Source organism: Clostridium sp. Cult1, from assembly GCF_021655095.1.
Classification (GTDB): domain Bacteria; phylum Bacillota; class Clostridia; order Tissierellales; family Tepidimicrobiaceae; genus Schnuerera.
The window spans coordinates 2,498,430-2,518,667 of the sequence record NZ_PPXW01000001.1 but is presented as its reverse complement, the minus strand read 5'-3'; the positions used below and the strand labels follow the sequence as shown (position 1 = coordinate 2,518,667).

Genomic DNA, 20,238 nt, shown 5'->3' with positions numbered 1-20,238 from the left:
GTATGAAGAAGAGTGCTGGTGCTAGTCCTATCTATTTATCTTATATATTTCTTTTATAATACTTTCAAAAACTGGAGCAGCTGTCCTTGAACCTGAAATACCCTCCTCAACTAAAACAGTAATTACATATTTAGGATCATTCTTAGGATAAAAGCCTGAAAACCAACCATGAATAGTTTCTTTTCTATTTAATATTGCTTGAGCAGAGCCAGTTTTACCACCAGCACCGCCAACATTTTCTAATTCTATATTTCTAGCAGTTCCATTCTCTACTACATCTATTAGATATTCCATTAATATTTCACAACTATTTTCAGATATAACTCTTTTTGGTGTCTCTCGGTTATATTTTTTTATAATATATCCGTCTTCACTAGTAATCCCATCTACAATGGTTATACCTGTCTTAATACCATTATTGGCTACAATAGCCATCATATTAGTTATTTGAATTGGAGTAACTTCAATACTACCCTGACCTATAGAAATGTTCCCAATTGCCGGACCTTGTAACTCATCTCCCTTTGGAAGATTCCCTTTTATTTCTTCTAATAAGCCAATATTTATTTTATCTCCTAGTCCAAGCTTTTTTGCCATATTGATTATATTAGTGCTACCAACCTGTTGTCCCAATTGAATGAAAGCAGAGTTACATGATTTTGAAAAAGCTTCTTTTAAGTTAATAAGTCCATGCCCTTCTTCCCTATTACATTTAATAATTGTACTGCCTATTTCTTCATATCCCTTACAATAGTAAGCATTTTTTAAATAATCAGTATTCTGTTCTAATGCTGCTAAAAGAACAACTAATTTAAATAGAGACCCTGGTGGATAAGCAACTTGTACTGCTTTATTATACAATACCATATCATCTCTGTTTAAATATTCATCTACATCTCGCTGATTAAAATTAGGTCTACTAGCTAAAGCTCTAACTTCACCAGATTTTACATCAACTACTATAACTGCTCCATTTAATTCCATCTGATCAAGTACTTTTTCAACAATTGCTTGTATATGGTAATCTATGGTCAATTTTACTCCAGTAGGTTCTAAAGAGTCATTTTTTTTACTTGTAATATAGCTACTACCAAGGAAAATATTTTCTCTATCATCCAGTTCAATAAATAATGAATTTCCTCTTTTACTATTTTTTAAAATTTCGTCATAAACTTTTTCAATACCTGCTTCTCCCCTATTCTCAGATTTATTAATATACCCAATTACATGAGAAAGAATATTTTCATTACTATATCTTAATGTCTTTTCGCTTATTAGCATATTTTTATTATCCTTATAATTATATTTAGAAGTTAAGTCCACTAAAGGTATTTCTATGATCTTTTCCTCAGTTTTCAAATACTCTTTTAATTGACTTTCCTTTAAGCTACTATTTTTTAATATAAAATTAATTATTCTTTGATCCTTTATAAGATTATCTTTCAATACAAACAAGGCTGTAATCTTTTCTCTATTAGTAAGAGGAATTAAATTCCTATCATAGATTATACCTCTATTAGGGTATATATTTATCTCTTTGCCTCTCTGCTTTAAAACTTGAGTATTTAACCAATCATGCTTTTTTATTTGAATCCAATATAGCCTACCAATAAGTAATACAAAAGCTAAAATACAGATTATAAGATATTTTAATATCCTGCTATGTATTATATTTTTCTGAAATCTCCTCATAAAAATCCCCCAATCAATTAATAATTATAGTATTACCAATTGATTGGGGTTATATAATCTCTATTTATTTAATATTGAATTAATCTTTGTAGCTATTATATCAATTGCAACTTTATTATATCCACCTTCAGGAATAATTATATCCGCATACTTTTTAGTAGGCTCAACAAACTGAAGATGTGCAGGTCGAACTGTAGTCATATACTGATTGATAACTGAGTCTAAAGTTCTGCCCCTTTCCTTTATATCTCTTACTATTCGTCTAATAACTCTTACATCTGAATCAGTATCAACAAACACCTTTATGTCGCAAAGGTTTCGAATATCTTCATTATTTAAGATCAATATCCCTTCCAAAATAATTATTTCTTTAGGATATACAGTTATTGTTTCCTTTTTTCTAGTATGCTGCTCAAAATCATAAATAGGCTTTTCTATTGGTTTATTGCTTAAAAGATCCTTTAAATGTCTCAATAAAAGATCGTTGTCAAAAGCAAAAGGATGATCATAATTGGTATTAACCCTTTCTTCAAAAGATAAATGGCTTTGATTTTTATAATATGAATCCTGCTCAATAATAACCACATTCTTTCTATGAATAGTTTTTAATATCTCCTTAGAAACAGTGCTCTTACCAGAACCAGTTCCTCCTGCAATGCCAATAAGTAATCCTTTATTCATTAGATCAATCCTCCCTGCTCTTTCTAATAATATGCCAAGATTTCACTGGTTCTTTCATCTTTATCTTGATTATCTGTTGAGGATGAGGAGCAACCTCAATCTCCCTTCCCTCCTCATCCCACATTTTTTCAATGGTCTGTGTAAAATGTTCTTTACCAGGGCCAAATACTTCAACTGTATCTCCAACGAATATCCTATTTCTTTGCTCAATAGTAGCTAATTTGTTTTCTTCATCATAATCCAGTATAAGACCTACATAATCATATCCTCTAATATATGAACTAGAGGTATATACTTGATCCTCTTCCGTAGGTTTCCCAAAATAGAATCCAGTAGTAAAATCTCTATGACTAGCCTTCTTGATTTCATCAAGCCATTCCTCTTTAAAAACATAGTTTTCGGGATCTGCAAAGAAGGCATCTATAGCCATTCTATAAGAACGAATTACAGTCGCTACATAATAGGAACTTTTAACCCTTCCTTCTATTTTAAAGCTTTTAATACCAGCTTCTACTAAACTTGGTATATGCTCAATCATACATAAATCCTTTGAATTAAAAATAAAAGTTCCTTTTTCATTTTCAACTACTGGAAAATATTCTCCAGGCCGTTTTTCTTCAACTAAATTATACTTCCATCTACATGGATGGGCACAATCGCCTCGGTTAGCGTCTCTGCCTGCCATATAATTACTTAATAAGCATCTTCCAGAATATGAAATACACATAGCTCCATGTACAAAAGTTTCGATCTCTAAATCTTTAGGACATCTTTCAACAACTTCTTTAATCTCATTAAGGGACAATTCTCTAGCTAAAACAATTCTCCTAATACCAAGATCATACCAAAACATTATAGTTTCATAATTGGTAACACTAGCTTGTGTACTCAAATGGATAGGTAAATCTGGGACAGTTCTTCTTATTATGGAAAATATACCAGGATCTGATACAATCACTCCATCGACTTTTGCTTGGTATAATTTAGTTACATAATCTTCTAGCCCTATCAAATCTTCATTATGTGGAACTATATTCATAGTTACATAAATTTTCTTTCCTCTACTATGAGCAAACTCTATACCTTCTTTGATTTCATCTATACTGAAGTTTTTTGAAGCTTTCCTTAGCCCAAATTGTTCGCCCCCTAAATATACTGCATCTGCTCCATAAATTATTGCCATCTTCAATTTTTCTAAATCCCCAGCTGGTGCCAATAATTCTGGTTTTTTCAAAACTTTCACTCCTCCCTAAATGTTAAAGCCACTCCATCTCCAATTGGAATTATACAAGATTCATATCCTTCTAGGTTATTAATATATTTTAAATATTGTCTTAACCTTTTAACTATGGTCTTTTTTCGTCTAATAACTAGTTTATCAGTAGCAACCATCCCTTTAAACAATACATTATCAGACATGATTATTCCTTTGTTTTCCAATATATCTATACAATTATTAAAAAAATCTAAATACTGGCCCTTGGCAGCATCTAAAAATATAAAATCGTAATTATCCTTTAATGTAGGAATAATATCTTCAGCTTCTCCATGAAGTATTTTTATCCTATCCTTATACTCAGTATTTTGGATATTTCTCTCTGCCAATTCTACCATATCCGTCCTTCTTTCAATAGTCGTAATTTTACAATCATTGTCGGTTGACATCGCCATAATAAGAGCTGAATATCCGATAGCTGTTCCTATCTCCAGTATGTTTTTTGGTTTAGATATTTTTAATAATACTTTCAACAATTGAGCAACTTCTCTTTCGATAATTGGAACATGATTGATATTTGCATATTCTTCCATTTCCATTAAAAAACCACTATGTTTTGGCAATATATTTCTAATATATTCTTCTATATATTCTTCATTAATATGAGTCAATATAAATTTACCTCCTTGCATAAATTAATACGTGGTTAAGACCACGTATTATCTCTAGAAAATCAAATCTCATTTATTCGGATTTGCATTTAAATGTTCTTCATAGGTTCTAGAAAATGTATGTCCACCTGTGCCATCTTCTTTAGTTCTAAAAAACATATAGTCTACATCAGCTGGTTTCACAGCTGCAATTAAGGATTCTTTACCAGGTGAAGCTATTGGAGCAGGGGGTAATCCTTGATGAATATAGGTATTAAAATCAGATTCTATTTTTGTATCCTTTTTTGATAATACCTCTTTTCTCTCACCTAATATATATTGAACAGTAGCACAGGATTGTAAAGGCATTTGCAACTTTAATCTATTATGAAATACTGCAGAAATAAGTTCCCTTTCTTCATCTAATTTTCCTTCCCTTTCAATAATAGAAGCTAAAGTCACTATTTCATTTAATGATAAATCTACACCTTCCCTATTGGGTTCTATATCATTTTCATATATCATAATAAACTGAGAAATCATTTTGCCAATAATATCTTCCTCTGTAGTATCAACATAAATCTCGTAAGTAGATGGATACAAAAATCCTTCTAGACCTTGACCATCTTCTAATTCTTTCAGAATAGGAAATTTATCTTGAAAATTCTTCTTATCTGAAGCCAATTCTAAAAATCTATCTTTATCAACAATACCTTTCTCGGCTAAACTATCAGCTATTTGACGGATTTCATAGCCTTCAGGTATAGTGAATTTAATAACATTATCATTTTTCCCACCTTTTGATAATTCATCAATTAGTTTATAAATATTCATGCCAGTATTTAGTGTATAGGATCCTGCTTTTAAACTACCATCAGCGTCTTTGTTTTTAACTGCTATTTTAAATATGAGTTCATTTTTAATTAAACCTTTTTCTTTCAATATAGTTGCTATTTTACTAGAGCTACTACCAGCAGGTATTTGAATATTTATATCGGTAGGATTTTCAGCAGCAACCGCCATAAGCCCATTTTTATAATATTGTCTTATTAGGAGCACAGTAAATATAATAAATATTAAAAATAGCAATCCCTTATATTTCTTTCTTCTTTTCTTCTTACTCCTAGCTATATCCAACACATAATCTCCACCTTTTATAATACATTTATCTATTTTATTATACATTTTTTATGAATTAATTACAACAATCAACATATAATTATATCTAGAATATTATTGATTTTCGGTATGTTTAGTTGCCTTACTATAAACAGATAATATTAATGTACCAAAAATAGCCACCGATGCAGTTTCACCAGCGCCGATGCCAAGGACAGTATACAAATAAGATATATTGGTAAAATAAGATACCCAAATAGATACAATAACTGCATTTAATACTATAGGTGGCAGTGCGCCTAGAACTTTATTAGGCATTTTACTGGTCAAATATGCTGCTATTAATGTAACTAAGCTTCCCCCTAATATATCTATTAGACCAAAAGCTGAATAAGGGGTAAGTAAAAAATTTGCCACCAAGCAACCAACAAATAATCCTGGTATTGCTGCAGTTTCTACTAATGGTAATAATGTCAATCCTTCAGCAATTCTAAGTTGTATAGGTCCAAAGGCAAGGTTTCCCATTGGAATCTGTATTAGGACAAGTACTAAGTAAATACCTGCTATCAAACTTGCTTTAGTTAAGTATTTCGTATTCACCTTTTCTACCTCCTCAAAAATTTAATCCTTATCTAAATCTATAGCATCGCCAATGATTTTACTTACATCTTGAACTAATTGAGAAAATCTTAATTCAGCATTTAAAAACTCATTGATTGTTGGATTTAACATTAATACCTCTTCTAATTTCCTTAACTTTTCTACATCTTCTTGTTTTATTTCTTTACCTGACATTTGATCCATTTGAATTTCAAGAGCTTTCTTTTTAAAATCTTCTACCATTTTCTTATTTCTTTCGTTAGCATAAACATCTTTTCTCTTTTCAACGTAGGTTTTGTATTCTTCCGATGTTTTTATAGCCTTAGCTAATTTATGAGCTTGATCATAAACATTATTCATATTATTCCCTCCTATGATTACAATATTATTGATAAAAGAATAGGAACTGAAACAGTAGAAATTATTCCAGATATAAATGCAATAATAGTTGTTTGAGAATCGGTGGCTTTAGATATAACTGGCAAAGCTGTATCCATAGCTGTTGCTCCACAAATAGAGACACTTTCTATATACCCTATATATTTTGCTACAATAGGTACTAAAATTAATGCAATAACTTCTCTAACAACATTTGTTAAAAAAGCTACAGCACTAAGTTCCGTTGAATAACTCGCAATCATCATAGATGACAGGCTATACCATCCTAGACCAGATCCAACGGCTGCTGCTTCTTGTATAGGGATCTTAAGTATAATACCGCCTATAACTCCCCCTCCTATACCACCTACCATTATTCCAAAAGGTATAAATAATATTTTAAATCCCATTTTTTCTATCTCTTTAAATACATTTTTCTGTTTCCCAATATCTATGCCGACAAAAAATAATAGTATACATAATCCAATATCTATAATAATATCCGTATATTGAAAAAAATTTGATGGTAACAAAAAATATCCTGTACCTACTCCTAGTATGACAGATAACAATATTTTAAGGCTCAACTTTATTTTCACCTTCCCTAAAAATAAAAAACCTTGTTATGATTTTTGTAGTTAAAATAGTAATGATTATTGTAAAAATTGCAATTATTACAGCTCTCAATCCAATAGAAAAGAAAGATTTTATTACTTTTTCATCTAGACCAATTCTAATTCCCATGATAAACAAAAGGAAAAATAAACTAATACTTTGTAATAGATTAAGTTTATTACTCAATTTAGTCCCTATTTTATCCTTATATCCTAATACTGCTCCTATCCCTAAAATAATTAAATAAATTAAAAGGCGAATACCCATAACTTACCTCCATTAGTCAATTCTATATTATACCATTATCCATATAAAATAAACAAGTCAAAGCCCTTAAAAAGTCCTAGTATATTCAGAAAGAATATACTAGGACTAAATTAATTAAACTTCCATAATAATTGGTAGAATCATTGGATTTCTTTTTATCCTTTCATATATAAACCCTCTTAAAGCATCCCTTATACTAGACTTTAAAGTTGCCCAATCGGTAATATTCCTTTTTTCGCATTCGGAGAGAACATCCCTTACCACTTCCCTTGCTTCTTCCATTAAATCTTCAGACTCTCTTACATAAACAAATCCTCTAGATATAATATCTGGACCTGCTATTACCTTACCTTCTTGTTTACTCATAGTTACTACAACAACTATTAAACCATCTTCAGAAAGATGTTTCCTATCCCTTAATACAATATTACCTACATCTCCAATTCCAAGACCATCTACTAATATATTACCGGATTGAACATATTGGTTAATTGATCCAGAATTTTTAGTAAATTCGATAACTGAACCATTACTAGCAATGAAAATATTCTCTCTTGGCATACCTAATTCCATGGCCAACTCTGCATGTCTTTTCAAATGCCTATACTCTCCATGAACAGGTATAAAAAACTTTGGCTTTAATAGGGTATGGATTAATTTTAACTCTTCTTGGCAAGCATGACCTGACACATGGACATCAGCCAAGGATTCATAGATAACCTTTGTACCAATTTCCATTAACTTATTAATTACCCTAAAAACAGTTTTTTCATTCCCTGGAATTGGTGAAGCAGAAATAACTACTAAATCTTCAGGTACCAATTCTATTTTTCTATGTTCTGAAAAAGCCATTCTAGATAGAGCTGACATAGGTTCTCCCTGGCTACCTGTAGTTAAGATTACTATCTGATTATTAGGATATTTATGCATATCGTTAATATCAATCAAAGTCCCATCTTTTATCCTTAAATATCCTAAATCATAGGCCACATTAATTGTGTTTACCATGCTCCTACCAGAAACTATTACCTTTCTATTATAAAGTTCTGCAGCATCAATAACCTGCTGAACCCTATGCACATTAGAAGCAAAAGTTGCAACAATAATTCTCTCAGGTGCCTTTAGGAAAATATCGTTAAAAGTATCTCCTACTGTTTTTTCCGACATAGTATATCCTGGCCTTTCCACATTAGTACTATCAGCTAATAGAACTAGTACTCCCTTGCTACCTATTTCAGCAAATTTATGCAAATCGATTAAATTATCATTAATAGGTGTAAAATCAATCTTAAAGTCACCAGTGTGAACTACGGTACCCATAGGTGTATTTATGGCTAAAGCAATACTATCAGGTATACTATGGCTAGTTTTAATAAACTCAACTGTAAAACAGCCTAATTTAATCTTATCATTTGCTTTTATCTCAATTAAATTAACCTTATCCAGTTTATGTTCTTTTAATTTATTTTCTACTAATCCCAAAGTCAATTTTGTTCCATAAACGGGTAAATCTAATTTTGCAAGGGCATAAGGTAGCCCTCCTATATGATCTTCATGTCCGTGAGTTAATATAATACCTCTAATTTTATCTTTATTTTTTAAAAGATAGCTAATATCAGGTATTACCACATCAATTCCTAACATTTCATCTTCTGGAAAGGTTAAACCACAGTCTATAACAATAATATCATCTTTATATTCTAAAACGGTAATATTCTTACCAACTTCTCCCAATCCGCCTAATGGAATAATCTTTAATTTATTTGTTTTTTTCGCCACTTTATCATCTCCCTTATATTAATTTCTCCAATTTTCATAGCATATAAACCATAAGATCACTGTAAAATCTTCCTAAAAAAATGAATCCCAAATGGGATTCATTGTTGGCAATCAGCACAGTACCCAAAAAATTTAACATTATGGTCCACAATTTTAAAACTATTCTCAATTTCGATCTCATTTTCTAAGTTTTCCAATAGGTCTAGTTTTACTTCCATCACTTTTCCACATCTTAGGCATATTAGATGATGATGGTGATGGTTATCCGAATCACAATTTAACTCATACCTGTTATACCCATCATCAAAGTTTACTCTATAGATAATATTTAATTTTTCTAATAATTGTAAAGTTCTATAGACTGTAGCAATTCCGATCTCCGGATAATTAATCTTTACAATATCATAAACCTCTTCAGGATTTAAATGTTTTTCATGATTCTCAATTATTGCGTCCAAAATCGCTCGTCTTTGGGTAGTTAGCTTATAACCCTCTTCTTTAAACCTTTCCTTCATTTCTTCCATATTAATATCCATTTTTTTCACCCGCTTATAATCCTATATTATAGAATACTAGTATAGGTTCTACTTGTCAAGTATAGAATTTATTGTAATTTTTCTTTTTGTATTTCTTCGTATACTTTTATAACGTCTTTCAATTCGTCATCATCATCTATGCCTACTAATATTGGTTCTCCCTCATCATCGTATTCAATCCTTAATAAATAAGTTAAAGATTCCATATCATCTACCGGTAACAAAGCAGCATATTCATAGTCATCTAATCCAAAAGTAGCTAATAGCTGAAACTCTATCCTATTACCCATTTCATCCAGCAATACTATTTTTTCATTCATATCTTCACCCTCTTAATTTCTATCTAAATAATTTTGCAAAATATAAGTAGCTGCAACTTTATCTATTATTTTTTTGCGATTTTTTCTACTTACATCTCCCTCTAATAATATCCTTTCTGCAGAAACGGTAGTCAACCGTTCATCCTCTAATATTATTTCTACCTTAATTCTCCTTTTTAGTTTCTCAACAAAATCCAGTACCTTTTGGCCTTGAATTCCTATTGTATTGTTCATATTTTTCGGAAGACCTACTATAATTTTAGTTATATTGCATTCTTCTATTATATCTTCTATCTCTTTAATATCCTTTTTATTGCTTTCTCTGAATATAGTTTTATACCCCTGAGCCGTTAATAATAGGGGATCACTAATTGCAACACCAATAGTCTTGTCTCCCACATCTAATCCCATTATTCTCTCCATATTTTCCACCTTTAAATAATCTTTATACAAAATTCAGGACAGTTTCTTGCACAATAACTACATAATATACAATTATCATTAGGCACTGCCTTGCCATTAATAATTTCAATGCCATTATGTTTGCAAGTGTTTACACATTTTCCACAACCTAAGCAATAATCAGCTACTATTAGTTTCCTTTTCTTGGCATTTAAACTATCTATTAATCTATCTGGCATCAATCCAGTTTCCATTAAACTAATATTACAATCAATTTCTTCTTTTGACTGCATTCCTATAGCAAAAGAATGGATATAAGGTATATTCTTGACAAAATTAAAAGCATCCTGAGTTTGAGGGATTAAATGACCTCCTCCCAAAGGTTTCATACCATATATACCCTTACCCTTATTATATGCTTTTTCTATAGCTGATATCATATCTTCTATATTACCATCTTGAATTCCTATCCCTTCTTTATTGACAATAGGATGTATTATGTCGATTTGACCACAGCTTAATCCACCCAGAACTCCTTCTACCCTATGGGTAGAAATGCCTATTGCTCTTATTTTGCCTTTCTTTTTTGCCTCAACAAAATAATCTATGGCCTCCTTATGACCTCTGATAGTATGAATACTCTCTTGTTCATGAAGCATAAAAATATCTATATAATCCGTTTCTAATTCCTTCAATGCCAATTCTAGGCTCTCTCTTGCCATCTCTTCAGTATATGCATAACATTTAGTTGCAATAACATAATCCTGTCTGTTTATACCTTTTAAAGCTTTATTTATATATTTATAATTTTCATAAATTTCAGCAGTATCTAAAAAATTTATTCCTTTTGAATAGGCGTATTGGATAAGGTTAGCACCTTCTTCAATAGTTAAATTAGCTTGAAAAGGCGTCATAGTCAAAGATCCAAAACACAACCTTGAAACTTCTATATCAGTATTACCTAATTTTACTCTATTCAATTTATGTCCACTTCCTGTTTATTGAATTTTTCTTCATTATTAATAATCAAAAAAATCAAAAATAATGTAATCAAATTAATGGATATCCCAGATAGTATTAAGCCTGAATCATTTAATAAAAATCCAATTATACTTCCTAAAATAGACGATAAATAGCCTTTACCTATACCTCTCTTCATTATATTATTAACTGTATCTTTATATAAGTGGGATACAATAACTTGGGTCAATATATTTATAAATGTCACTTTTGTCCAAAATGATACACCTACTAATCTAATATTCATTAATAGTTTTCTATCTATAATATTTCTTATAATATCTATTCCTCTCTCATTAATCGATATTAGAGCACTGCCTAAATGTGTCGGATTGGGATTTAGTTTTACATCTATATATCCTAATATACCTATAGTTATACCAATGATGAATAAAGTTAATATCATATTTTTAAAATTCAATTGTTTATCCATTAATTCAAGTATAAAATATATACTAGCAGACAATAAAGCAATGGTGCCCCCTACATTAGCACCTAATTTAGGATGTCCAACTAAAGCGATAGATACTAATAGGAGAAGAATTGATACTATTTTATTATCATAATTTTCATATAATATTCCAGCAGTCAGTGTCACAATAGCTAAAAACAACCCTACCATTTCATTTCCTATACCAAAATATCTTGCTCCAATAATAGGATCATGACTCATTACTGAGAATTTGGTAAACAACCCATTAAATAAAATATCTAAAACAATTAGAATAAAATAGGCATAGGTAATAAAATATATAAGTCTATTGCTATTAAATTTTATAAATATATACATAAATAAGGTTATCAGAATTGTCAAACTAGCAAAAAAACTAGTTAAATTATCAACTTTAAATAAAGAGCTTATTATAAATATTAAAGGTAATCCATACAATAATAATAACATTATTTTTAGCCAATCGCCAATTCTATTATCAAGTTTTATTTTAAACAATAACAAATTTAATATTATTATCATCAAGATAATACTTATAATTCCATAAGTTAGCAAAGTTTTAGACCTGACTTTTGACATTAAGTTTATACGTCCATTAATGGACTTAATATAATCAAAAGCATTTTCTTTTTCAATATATTTTATTATATTGCCTGACATATTTTCTGATTTTAAATTAAATAGACTGACAATAGTTGGAGCTATGTCCAAGTTGGATACTATTCCTGGTCTATTAGTAGTAGAGGATACAGGTATACTTCTCTCAACATTTTTACCCCATAAAAAGACTGGTGATAACCTATTACCATCAATTCTTTCTTCTCCACTATTTGGGCTTAAAACCATTAGCAAAGATTTATTTTCATCCATTATACTCAATAATTTACCAATAAAGTCATCGATATCAGCCAAAATCATATCCCTTTTTTTATAAAATCCATCTGTCGATAGAAAACTACTATAACTATTTAGACGGTTTAGATCTCCAGTATCCACCACAATTAAAGAAGCTTTCGATTTTATATTTAATATCTCATATAGCATTTTATCATAATCTGTTCTGATGCCATAAGGGTAATCTCCATCTTCAACAAGAATGTTATCCACATTACCATAATCTATAAGCCCCTTTGGATCCATAGGTATTAATCCAGAAGTTCTAATACTCTCTTCATCCGTATCACTATTACCAAAAATTGCAGTTCTTAGACCGCCTTCATGTAAAACATACCCTAACGCTCCTAAAACTGGTGAATACCTATTATTTTCATTTTGATTATACAATCTTCCTATCTGAATGTTCCCAACCTCATAATCTTTTTCTAATGTACCTACTCTGTTTTTATATATTCTTTTCACTTCATCATTCAAATTGAAAAATTGACTACTTTCATAACTAGCAAAAGCTTTATTAGAAGCATTAATGGTTACAAAGCTTTCTGCCCCTCTATAACCACTAGTACCACGAACATTCATTAATCCAAAACTTCCATCTTCCATTATGGTCTTTAAATTTGGCATCTTCTCTATATCTAAAAGGGTTAGTTTATTTACAACAACAACATATACGTTATTATCTGTATTTAAATTATCATTACAGTAACTAAATTCTCCAAAAGAAAATAAAAATAATAATATTATAAGTAATGTAGCAAATCTTCTTGTTCTTTCCACTTAAGATTCTCCCCTAAACCTCTTTTTCCTTTTCTAAATAGTTCCCTAATATCTCTTCTAGTAATTCATCTCTTTCAATCTTTCTAATCAAACTTCTAGCATTATTATGGCTTGTAATATATGTTGGATCCCCCGATAATATATAGCCAATAATTTGATTAATGGGATCATATCCTTTTTCCTTTAAAGCATTATAGACGGTTAGAATAATTTCTTTTGCTTCATTCACATTTTCCTTAGGCGCCTCAAATTTCATAGTCTCATTAAATTTATTGTTCATTGTTACACCCCCTATAATATTTATACCATATCATTTGTATAATATACAGTATCAAAATAAATATTAGCCTCAATTGGCTAATATTTATTTTACTTGTTTTTCAACGATTTCTGGTACCATGTTCAAGGCTTCTTCAACCTTCGATATATCTTTACCTCCCGCTTGAGCCATATCTGGACGACCGCCACCGCCGCCACCAGTAATCTTAGCTACCTCCTTTATAATATTGCCTGCATGTATGCCTTTTTCCACCAAATCCTTACTTACCATTGCAACGAATGAAAGCTTTCCTTTATCTATGCTAGCCAAAACTATAACAGATGAATCTAAAGCATTCTTTATTTCATCCCCTAGATTTCTTAAACTATTCATATCCATATTATCTAATTTATAAGTAACAATATTTATATCATCCATTACTTGCTTAGACTCTAAAATATCCTCTACTATAGATGAAGCGATTTTGGATTTTAAGGAATTGATTTGTTTATCTTTTTCTTTCAACTCTTCTGTTATACTTTCTATCCTATCTACAATATCTTTTTTGTTAGCTTTAACTATAAGTGATATATCCTCAATATCTTGTTCTAGATTTTCTAAATACTCATAAACAGCTCTACCAGTTATTGCCTCAATTCTTCTGACTCCAGAAGCAATACTGGATTCACTAATAATTTTGAAAAGCCCAATATTACTCGTATTACTTACATGGGTACCTCCACATAATTCTTGTGAAAAATCACCCATTTGAACTACTCTAACTACATCTTTATATTTATCTTCAAACAGTCCAACAACTCCCATTTCCTCTGATTCTTTTAAAGACATTTCCATAGTTCTAACTTCTAAAGAAGCCAAAATTTTCTCATTTACTATTTTTTCTATTTGCTTAAGTTCCTTATCTTTAACCCCTTCATAATGGGTAAAATCAAATCTCAACCTATTTGGTAACACTATTGATCCTGCTTGATTTACATGAGAACCTAGTACTTCTTTCAGTGCTTTATGAAGTAAATGAGTAGCAGAATGGTTTCTCATAATATCTCTTCTATTATTTAGATCAATAGAAGCCAATACTTTATCTCCCATCTCCAAGCTACCTTCTTCAACATCTATGAAATGAATTATAGTTTCATCTTTAGTATACTTAGTATCAACTACTTTTCCTTTGAAACTTTCTTTTTCTATATATCCAATATCCCCTACTTGACCACCACTTTCAGCATAAAAAGGAGTTTCCTTCAATATTATTATTCCTTCCTCCCCTTTATCTATTCTATTAGTAGTGTTTCCATCTACAAGTATTCCTAAAACTTCTGTTTCTAGTATCATATTATCATAACCCTTAAAAGATGTATCGTAGCCTTCAATCAATTCTAAAGGGCTTCCATTTTTCCAACCTGAGTCAGTTAATTCCCCTCTTGCCTTTCTAGCTCTTTCCCTTTGTTCTTCCATATATTTATTAAATTCTTCCTCTTCTACGGTTAATCCTTTCTCTTCTAATATCTCTTTGGTTAAATCTAAAGGAAAACCATAGGTATCATATAATTTAAAGGCCTTTTCACCATTTAAATGTTTTTCTTCTTTTTCTATTATTTCATCTATATAGCCTTCCAGTATGTTGATGCCTTGATGAATAGTCTCTTGGAATTTTTCTTCTTCTGCTCTAATTACTTTCTTAATTTGTTCTTCTCTTTCCTTTATTTCTCTGTATTCTACCTTCCATGACTCTATGACCTTTTCTACAATGCTATTTAAAAAGCTTTCTTCGATTCCAAGTAGTTTCCCATGTCTTGCAGCTCTTCTTATAAGTCTTCTTAGTACATAACCTCTACCTTCATTACTTGGTAAAACTCCATCAGATACAAGGAAAGTTATTGCCCTAGCATGATCAGTAATAACTCTTATAGAAGCATCAATCTTTGGATCTGCACCATATTTCTTATTAGACACAATTTCTACTTGGTTGAGAATTTTCTTAACTTCGCCTACTTCGAAAATATTATCAGCTTTTTCCATTACTGCAGCTATTCTTTCAAGCCCCATTCCAGTATCGATATTTGGATGCTCTAATGGATGATAAGTACCTGACTCATCCTTGTCAAATTGTGTAAATACCAAGTTCCACACTTCAATGAACCTATCACATTCACAACCCGGCTGACAATCCGCCTCTCCACAGCCATATATTTCTCCTCTATCTACATATATTTCCGAACAAGGCCCACATGGACCTACTTCTAATTCCCAGAAATTATCTTCTTTTCCTAGACGAACTATTTTAGATTCATCTAAACCTATAACTTTATTCCATATCTCATAAGCCTCATCATCCTCTAAATATATCGAAGCCCAAAGATCTTCTTTTGGGATCTCCATTCTTTCCGTTAAAAATTCCCAAGCCCATTCAATTGCTTCTTTTTTAAAATAATTACCAAAGGAAAAATTCCCTAACATTTCAAAGAATGTAGCATGTCTATCTGTCTTACCTACATTATCTATATCTGCAGTTCTAATACATTTTTGACAAGTAACAACCCTCTTACTAGGAGGAGTTTTTTCTCCAGTAAAATAAGGTTTTAAAGGAGCCATCCCAGCATTTATCAATAATAAACTTTTATCATTTTTAGGTACTAAAGAAAAACTAGGCAAAACTAGATGACCTTTTTCTTCAAAAAATTTTAAAAATTCTTTTCTAATTTCATGTAAACCTATGGTTTTCATCAGTTGTACACCTCACTTAAATATTTTAAAAAAATACGCCCCTCATCAAAGGGACGAGAATTCACGTTCATACCTATATTTGGATTATAATTTAAACTAAAATTTTTGTCAAACTAAATAAAGATATGTGTTTATTATTCAATCCGCCTTTTTCGTACTTTCTCCATAAAAAAACTAAACAATATTTTAAATACAGCTACTGCTGGTACAGAAAAAATCATCCCCATAACTCCAAATACTCCACCACCTATTATCAATGCTAATAAAATAGTAATAGGATGAATACCCGTTGTTTCTCCAATAATTTTAGGTGCTAAAACATTATTTTCTACCCACTGTATTCCTACAAATAGAATAGCTACCCATAATGCCTTTATAGGACTATCTAATAAAGCAAAGAATACTGCAGGTAAAAATCCTAAGAAAGGTCCAAAGTATGGAATTATATCTGCAATACCTGTTATTATTCCTATAACTACGGCAAAATCAATTCTTAAAATTAGCAATAAAATAGTTGTTGCAATTGCTACATACATGGCCAGTAAAAGCCTTCCCCTTATAAATTGACTTAAGGCTCTATCTATCTCTAAGGATAGCTCCTTAACCTCTTTTCTTAATTTCTTAGGTATTGTTAAATAGATTTTAGTTTTAAAATAATCCTTATCTTTTAAAAAATAGAATGTAAGTATAGGTATTAATATAAGACTTATTACCTTTGAAAAAGTAGAAATTATACCTTCGAAAAATTTACTTATACTAGTAATTATTACATTTTCAACATTTTGGAAGCTATTTAATATTACTCCTTCTATACCTTGTAAAATTGGAGGAATATTATCCATATTTGTATAGTATTTATAATATAAATCATCAATAAAATCTGAAATTTTCTCAAAATAAATAGGAAGAACAGCTAAAAATCTCTTTATTTCTCTTCCAGTCTTTGGAAATACTAAAAAAGATAATATAAGTATTATTCCAATTACTATCATATAAACTATTAAAACTCCAAAACTTCTTGGAATTTTATGTTTTTCAAAATAATTAATTATAGGATTAAATAAATATGCCAAAACTGCTGAAATGATTATAGTAAATAAGGTGTCAGATAAAATACCATACTTTTTTGATAGTAAATAGAATGCATAAATAAAAATTAAAACCGTTACAATAGGTAGTACTCTTTTCTTGTTGATGTTAATTTGTTTACTAGCGTCTACGTGTTTATTTCCAATATGTATTAAATAGTAGATTACTAAAGTCAAAAGAATAGATAAAATTATTATTAAGTTTCTAACTAATACTGGCGAATATTCACTCATAGTACTTGTCTCCATCTCTATTAATCTAATAGGCAGCAACCAGCTGCCTATCCCCATAATGAATTCATACCATTAAACAAAGTTGATTTTGCTCTTCTAGCAGTTCTCATAATTCTTCTTTTTTGCATAGGACCCATTCTTGTGCCAAAAATCATACCTAAAGATGCACCTAATATACTCCCTAATAGGGCTCCATTCCTGAAACCATTATTATTCATACAAGTATCCTCTCCTTTATCCTTTATATCTATTATTTTGTCACCTTATAAATATTTAATTCTATATATTTTTTGTAAATATAGATAATTTTGTTATTTATACAATAAATTTATAAGGAATGTATATACACTCTTTTTCAATACGAGTGTTTTTTAGGAGAGGAATGTAATTTCTTCCTTTCAGTATATCTTCAATTAATCCTTCTGTTATAATAAAACCACCAATAGTTCCATCTTCTTTGTTTATAACAATATCCTTAATATATCCAATACATTCTCCGTTTTCTAGCCTTATTTCCTTATCTAAAAGATTAATTTTGCCTTTAACCTCTTCATTTGATTTATCCCTAAGTGCATCCATATTCTCTAAATATAAAACTTGATTATTATCTAAGAAATCAACATGCTTATAAGGAATTGGAATCTTATTTTTAATAAGGTTATCATTTTTTACTATTAAATAATCTATTTTTTTAAAATTGTCAGAATAAATAACATCTAATATCTTGCCAATCGGTTCTTTTGTCTCTTTATCTATTAGATTTAATGTTAATAGCTGTTTATACCTTATCACATATATACCCCTCTTCAATTTTCTTCATTCATTTATTATTCCTAAAATAGAATAAAATTATTTTGTAACATTTATCCATTATCCATTCTAGGCATAAAATTTTTTGAAGGAGGGATTGTTAATGATGATGAGGATCTTCCTCAGGATCGAAATCCTCTAGTCCATCTATATGAATATTATTCTTTTTTGAATAATCAAGTAACGCAGCTTTAATTGCTTGTTCTGCTAAAACAGAACAATGCATCTTTACAGGTGGTAGCCCATCTAAGGCTTCAGCAACAGCTTTGTTAGTAATCTTCATTGCTTCCTCTATGGTTTTTCCTTTAATCAATTCTGTTGCCATACTAGATGAAGCAATAGCAGAACCACAACCAAAAGTTTTAAACTTTACATCTTTAATAATTCCATCTTCTATTTTTAAATACATCTTCATTATATCTCCACATCTTGGATTTCCAACTTGTCCAATTCCATCAGCATTCTCAATCTCGCCGACATTTCTTGGGTTTTGGAAATGTTCCATAACTTTTTCTGAGTACATTTATTTAACCTCCTTAACATTCTCATATAAAGGTGACATCGACCTTAATCTAGCCACAATCTCTTCTATTTTTTCTACCGTATAATCAACTTCCTCTTCTGTATTAAAGTCACCTAGAGATAATCTTAAAGAACCATGAGCTATTTCATGAGGTAAACCTATAGCTAATAATACATGAGACGGATCTAAGGTACCTGAAGTACAAGCAGAGCCACTAGAACCAGCAATACCTGCCATGTCTAAACTTAGTAATAAAGATTCTCCCTCTATAAATTCAAAGCAAAGATTAACATTTCCAGGCAATCTATTAATAGGATGACCATTAAGTCTTACATAATCTATTTTATCAAAAATTTTTTTGATCATGCTATCCCTTAGTCTAATTAATTTAGCATTATTTTCATCTAAATTCTCATAAGCAAGTTCAATAGCTTTCCCCATTCCTACAATTCCAGGTACATTTTCTGTCCCCGCTCTACGATTTCTTTCTTGAGCTCCACCAGAAATTAACGGGTCTATTTTTACACCTTGTCTAATATATAAGGCTCCTACACCTTTTGGGCCATAAAACTTATGTGCTGATAAAGATAATAAGTCTATATTCATTTCATTTACGTCAATTCTCACATGACCAACGGCTTGAACTGCATCTGTATGAAAATAAACACCATTTTCTTTAGCTATTCTACCAATTTCTTTAATAGGCTGAATAGTTCCTATTTCATTATTTGCAAACATTATAGAAATCAATATAGTATTACTATTAATAGATTCTTCCAATTGTTTTAAATCTATAGTTCCATATTCATCTACATCTAAGTAAGTTATCTCAAACCCTTGTTTTTCTAAATATTCACAAGTATGAAGTATTCCATGATGTTCAATTTTAGAAGTAATTATATGATTTCCTTTACTCTTATTAGCAAAAGCGATTCCTTTTAGAGCCCAATTATCTGCCTCAGAACCGCCTGCTGTAAAAAAAATTTCATTAGTTTTAGCATTTAAAACTTTAGCAATTCTCTCTCTGGAAACCTCTATAGCATTTTTTGATTGTCTTCCCAAAGAATATATACTTGATGGATTACCATATTTAGTAGTAAAATATGGTAACATCTCATGGAGAACTTCTTCTTTTACCGGAGTCGTAGCTGAGTTATCCATATAAATATAGTTTTCCAT

22 protein-coding genes are annotated in these 20,238 nt (G+C 30.3%); all 22 read right to left on the bottom strand.

Features of this window, described 5'->3' with window-relative positions; translation table 11 throughout:
* Window positions 1-27 precede the first annotated feature (27 nt).
* Window positions 28-1,692, bottom strand: a complete 1,665-nt coding sequence (locus C3E89_RS12580) for a peptidoglycan D,D-transpeptidase FtsI family protein (RefSeq protein WP_236913288.1) — start codon at window positions 1,690-1,692, stop codon at window positions 28-30.
* Window positions 1,693-1,752: 60 nt separating this feature from the next.
* Window positions 1,753-2,373: a uridine kinase gene (gene udk / locus C3E89_RS12575; protein WP_236913287.1), complete on the bottom strand. Its 621-nt coding sequence runs from the start codon at window positions 2,371-2,373 to the stop codon at window positions 1,753-1,755.
* 4 nt (window positions 2,374-2,377) lie between these two features.
* Window positions 2,378-3,607 carry a peptidase U32 family protein gene (locus tag C3E89_RS12570; protein ID WP_236913286.1) on the bottom strand — a complete coding sequence of 410 codons (1,230 nt, stop codon included), beginning with the start codon at window positions 3,605-3,607 and terminating at the stop codon, window positions 2,378-2,380.
* Between the two features lie 5 nt (window positions 3,608-3,612).
* Window positions 3,613-4,260, bottom strand: a complete 648-nt coding sequence (locus C3E89_RS12565; protein WP_236913285.1) for an O-methyltransferase — start codon at window positions 4,258-4,260, stop codon at window positions 3,613-3,615.
* A 69-nt stretch (window positions 4,261-4,329) separates the two neighbouring features.
* Window positions 4,330-5,376, bottom strand: a complete 1,047-nt coding sequence (gene mltG, locus C3E89_RS12560) for an endolytic transglycosylase MltG (protein WP_236913284.1) — start codon at window positions 5,374-5,376, stop codon at window positions 4,330-4,332.
* Between the two features lie 96 nt (window positions 5,377-5,472).
* Entirely contained in the window at window positions 5,473-5,958 is a 486-nt protein-coding gene (locus C3E89_RS12555) for a QueT transporter family protein (protein WP_236913283.1), read from the bottom strand.
* A 21-nt stretch (window positions 5,959-5,979) separates the two neighbouring features.
* Window positions 5,980-6,318, bottom strand: coding sequence for a YlbF family regulator (locus C3E89_RS12550; RefSeq protein ID WP_236913282.1), 339 nt, complete (start codon window positions 6,316-6,318; stop codon window positions 5,980-5,982).
* Between the two features lie 17 nt (window positions 6,319-6,335).
* Entirely contained in the window at window positions 6,336-6,923 is a 588-nt protein-coding gene (locus C3E89_RS12545) for a lysine exporter LysO family protein (protein ID WP_236913281.1), read from the bottom strand.
* Window positions 6,913-7,218 carry a LysO family transporter gene (locus C3E89_RS12540; RefSeq protein WP_236913280.1) on the bottom strand — a complete coding sequence of 102 codons (306 nt, stop codon included), beginning with the start codon at window positions 7,216-7,218 and terminating at the stop codon, window positions 6,913-6,915. The genes C3E89_RS12545 and C3E89_RS12540 overlap by 11 nt, the downstream gene beginning before the upstream one ends.
* A 114-nt stretch (window positions 7,219-7,332) precedes the next feature.
* A complete protein-coding gene (locus C3E89_RS12535) occupies window positions 7,333-8,997 on the bottom strand; it encodes a ribonuclease J (protein ID WP_236913279.1) in 1,665 nt (554 codons plus the stop codon).
* Window positions 8,998-9,095: 98 nt separating this feature from the next.
* Window positions 9,096-9,533 carry a Fur family transcriptional regulator gene (locus C3E89_RS12530; protein ID WP_236913278.1) on the bottom strand — a complete coding sequence of 146 codons (438 nt, stop codon included), beginning with the start codon at window positions 9,531-9,533 and terminating at the stop codon, window positions 9,096-9,098.
* A gap of 68 nt (window positions 9,534-9,601) precedes the next feature.
* Window positions 9,602-9,853: a DUF1292 domain-containing protein gene (locus C3E89_RS12525; protein WP_236913277.1), complete on the bottom strand. Its 252-nt coding sequence runs from the start codon at window positions 9,851-9,853 to the stop codon at window positions 9,602-9,604.
* A gap of 12 nt (window positions 9,854-9,865) precedes the next feature.
* Window positions 9,866-10,276, bottom strand: coding sequence for a Holliday junction resolvase RuvX (ruvX, locus tag C3E89_RS12520; protein WP_236913276.1), 411 nt, complete (start codon window positions 10,274-10,276; stop codon window positions 9,866-9,868).
* Between the two features lie 11 nt (window positions 10,277-10,287).
* Window positions 10,288-11,235: an aldo/keto reductase gene (locus C3E89_RS12515; RefSeq protein WP_236913275.1), complete on the bottom strand. Its 948-nt coding sequence runs from the start codon at window positions 11,233-11,235 to the stop codon at window positions 10,288-10,290.
* On the bottom strand, window positions 11,232-13,400 hold the full coding sequence (locus C3E89_RS12510) for a hypothetical protein (protein ID WP_236913274.1): 2,169 nt from the start codon (window positions 13,398-13,400) through the stop codon (window positions 11,232-11,234). The genes C3E89_RS12515 and C3E89_RS12510 overlap by 4 nt, the downstream gene beginning before the upstream one ends.
* A gap of 13 nt (window positions 13,401-13,413) precedes the next feature.
* Entirely contained in the window at window positions 13,414-13,680 is a 267-nt protein-coding gene (locus C3E89_RS12505; protein ID WP_236913273.1) for an IreB family regulatory phosphoprotein, read from the bottom strand.
* Window positions 13,681-13,764: 84 nt separating this feature from the next.
* Entirely contained in the window at window positions 13,765-16,404 is a 2,640-nt protein-coding gene (gene alaS / locus C3E89_RS12500; RefSeq protein WP_236913272.1) for an alanine--tRNA ligase, read from the bottom strand.
* Between the two features lie 134 nt (window positions 16,405-16,538).
* Window positions 16,539-17,726: an AI-2E family transporter gene (locus C3E89_RS12495; protein WP_236913271.1), complete on the bottom strand. Its 1,188-nt coding sequence runs from the start codon at window positions 17,724-17,726 to the stop codon at window positions 16,539-16,541.
* Window positions 17,727-17,773: 47 nt separating this feature from the next.
* Window positions 17,774-17,944, bottom strand: a complete 171-nt coding sequence (locus tag C3E89_RS12490) for a hypothetical protein (RefSeq protein WP_236913270.1) — start codon at window positions 17,942-17,944, stop codon at window positions 17,774-17,776.
* A gap of 97 nt (window positions 17,945-18,041) precedes the next feature.
* On the bottom strand, window positions 18,042-18,518 hold the full coding sequence (locus C3E89_RS13465; RefSeq protein WP_236913269.1) for a PRC-barrel domain-containing protein: 477 nt from the start codon (window positions 18,516-18,518) through the stop codon (window positions 18,042-18,044).
* 118 nt (window positions 18,519-18,636) lie between these two features.
* On the bottom strand, window positions 18,637-19,059 hold the full coding sequence (gene nifU / locus C3E89_RS12480; RefSeq protein ID WP_236913268.1) for a Fe-S cluster assembly scaffold protein NifU: 423 nt from the start codon (window positions 19,057-19,059) through the stop codon (window positions 18,637-18,639).
* Window positions 19,060-20,238, bottom strand: coding sequence for a cysteine desulfurase NifS (gene nifS, locus C3E89_RS12475; RefSeq protein WP_236913267.1), 1,179 nt, complete (start codon window positions 20,236-20,238; stop codon window positions 19,060-19,062).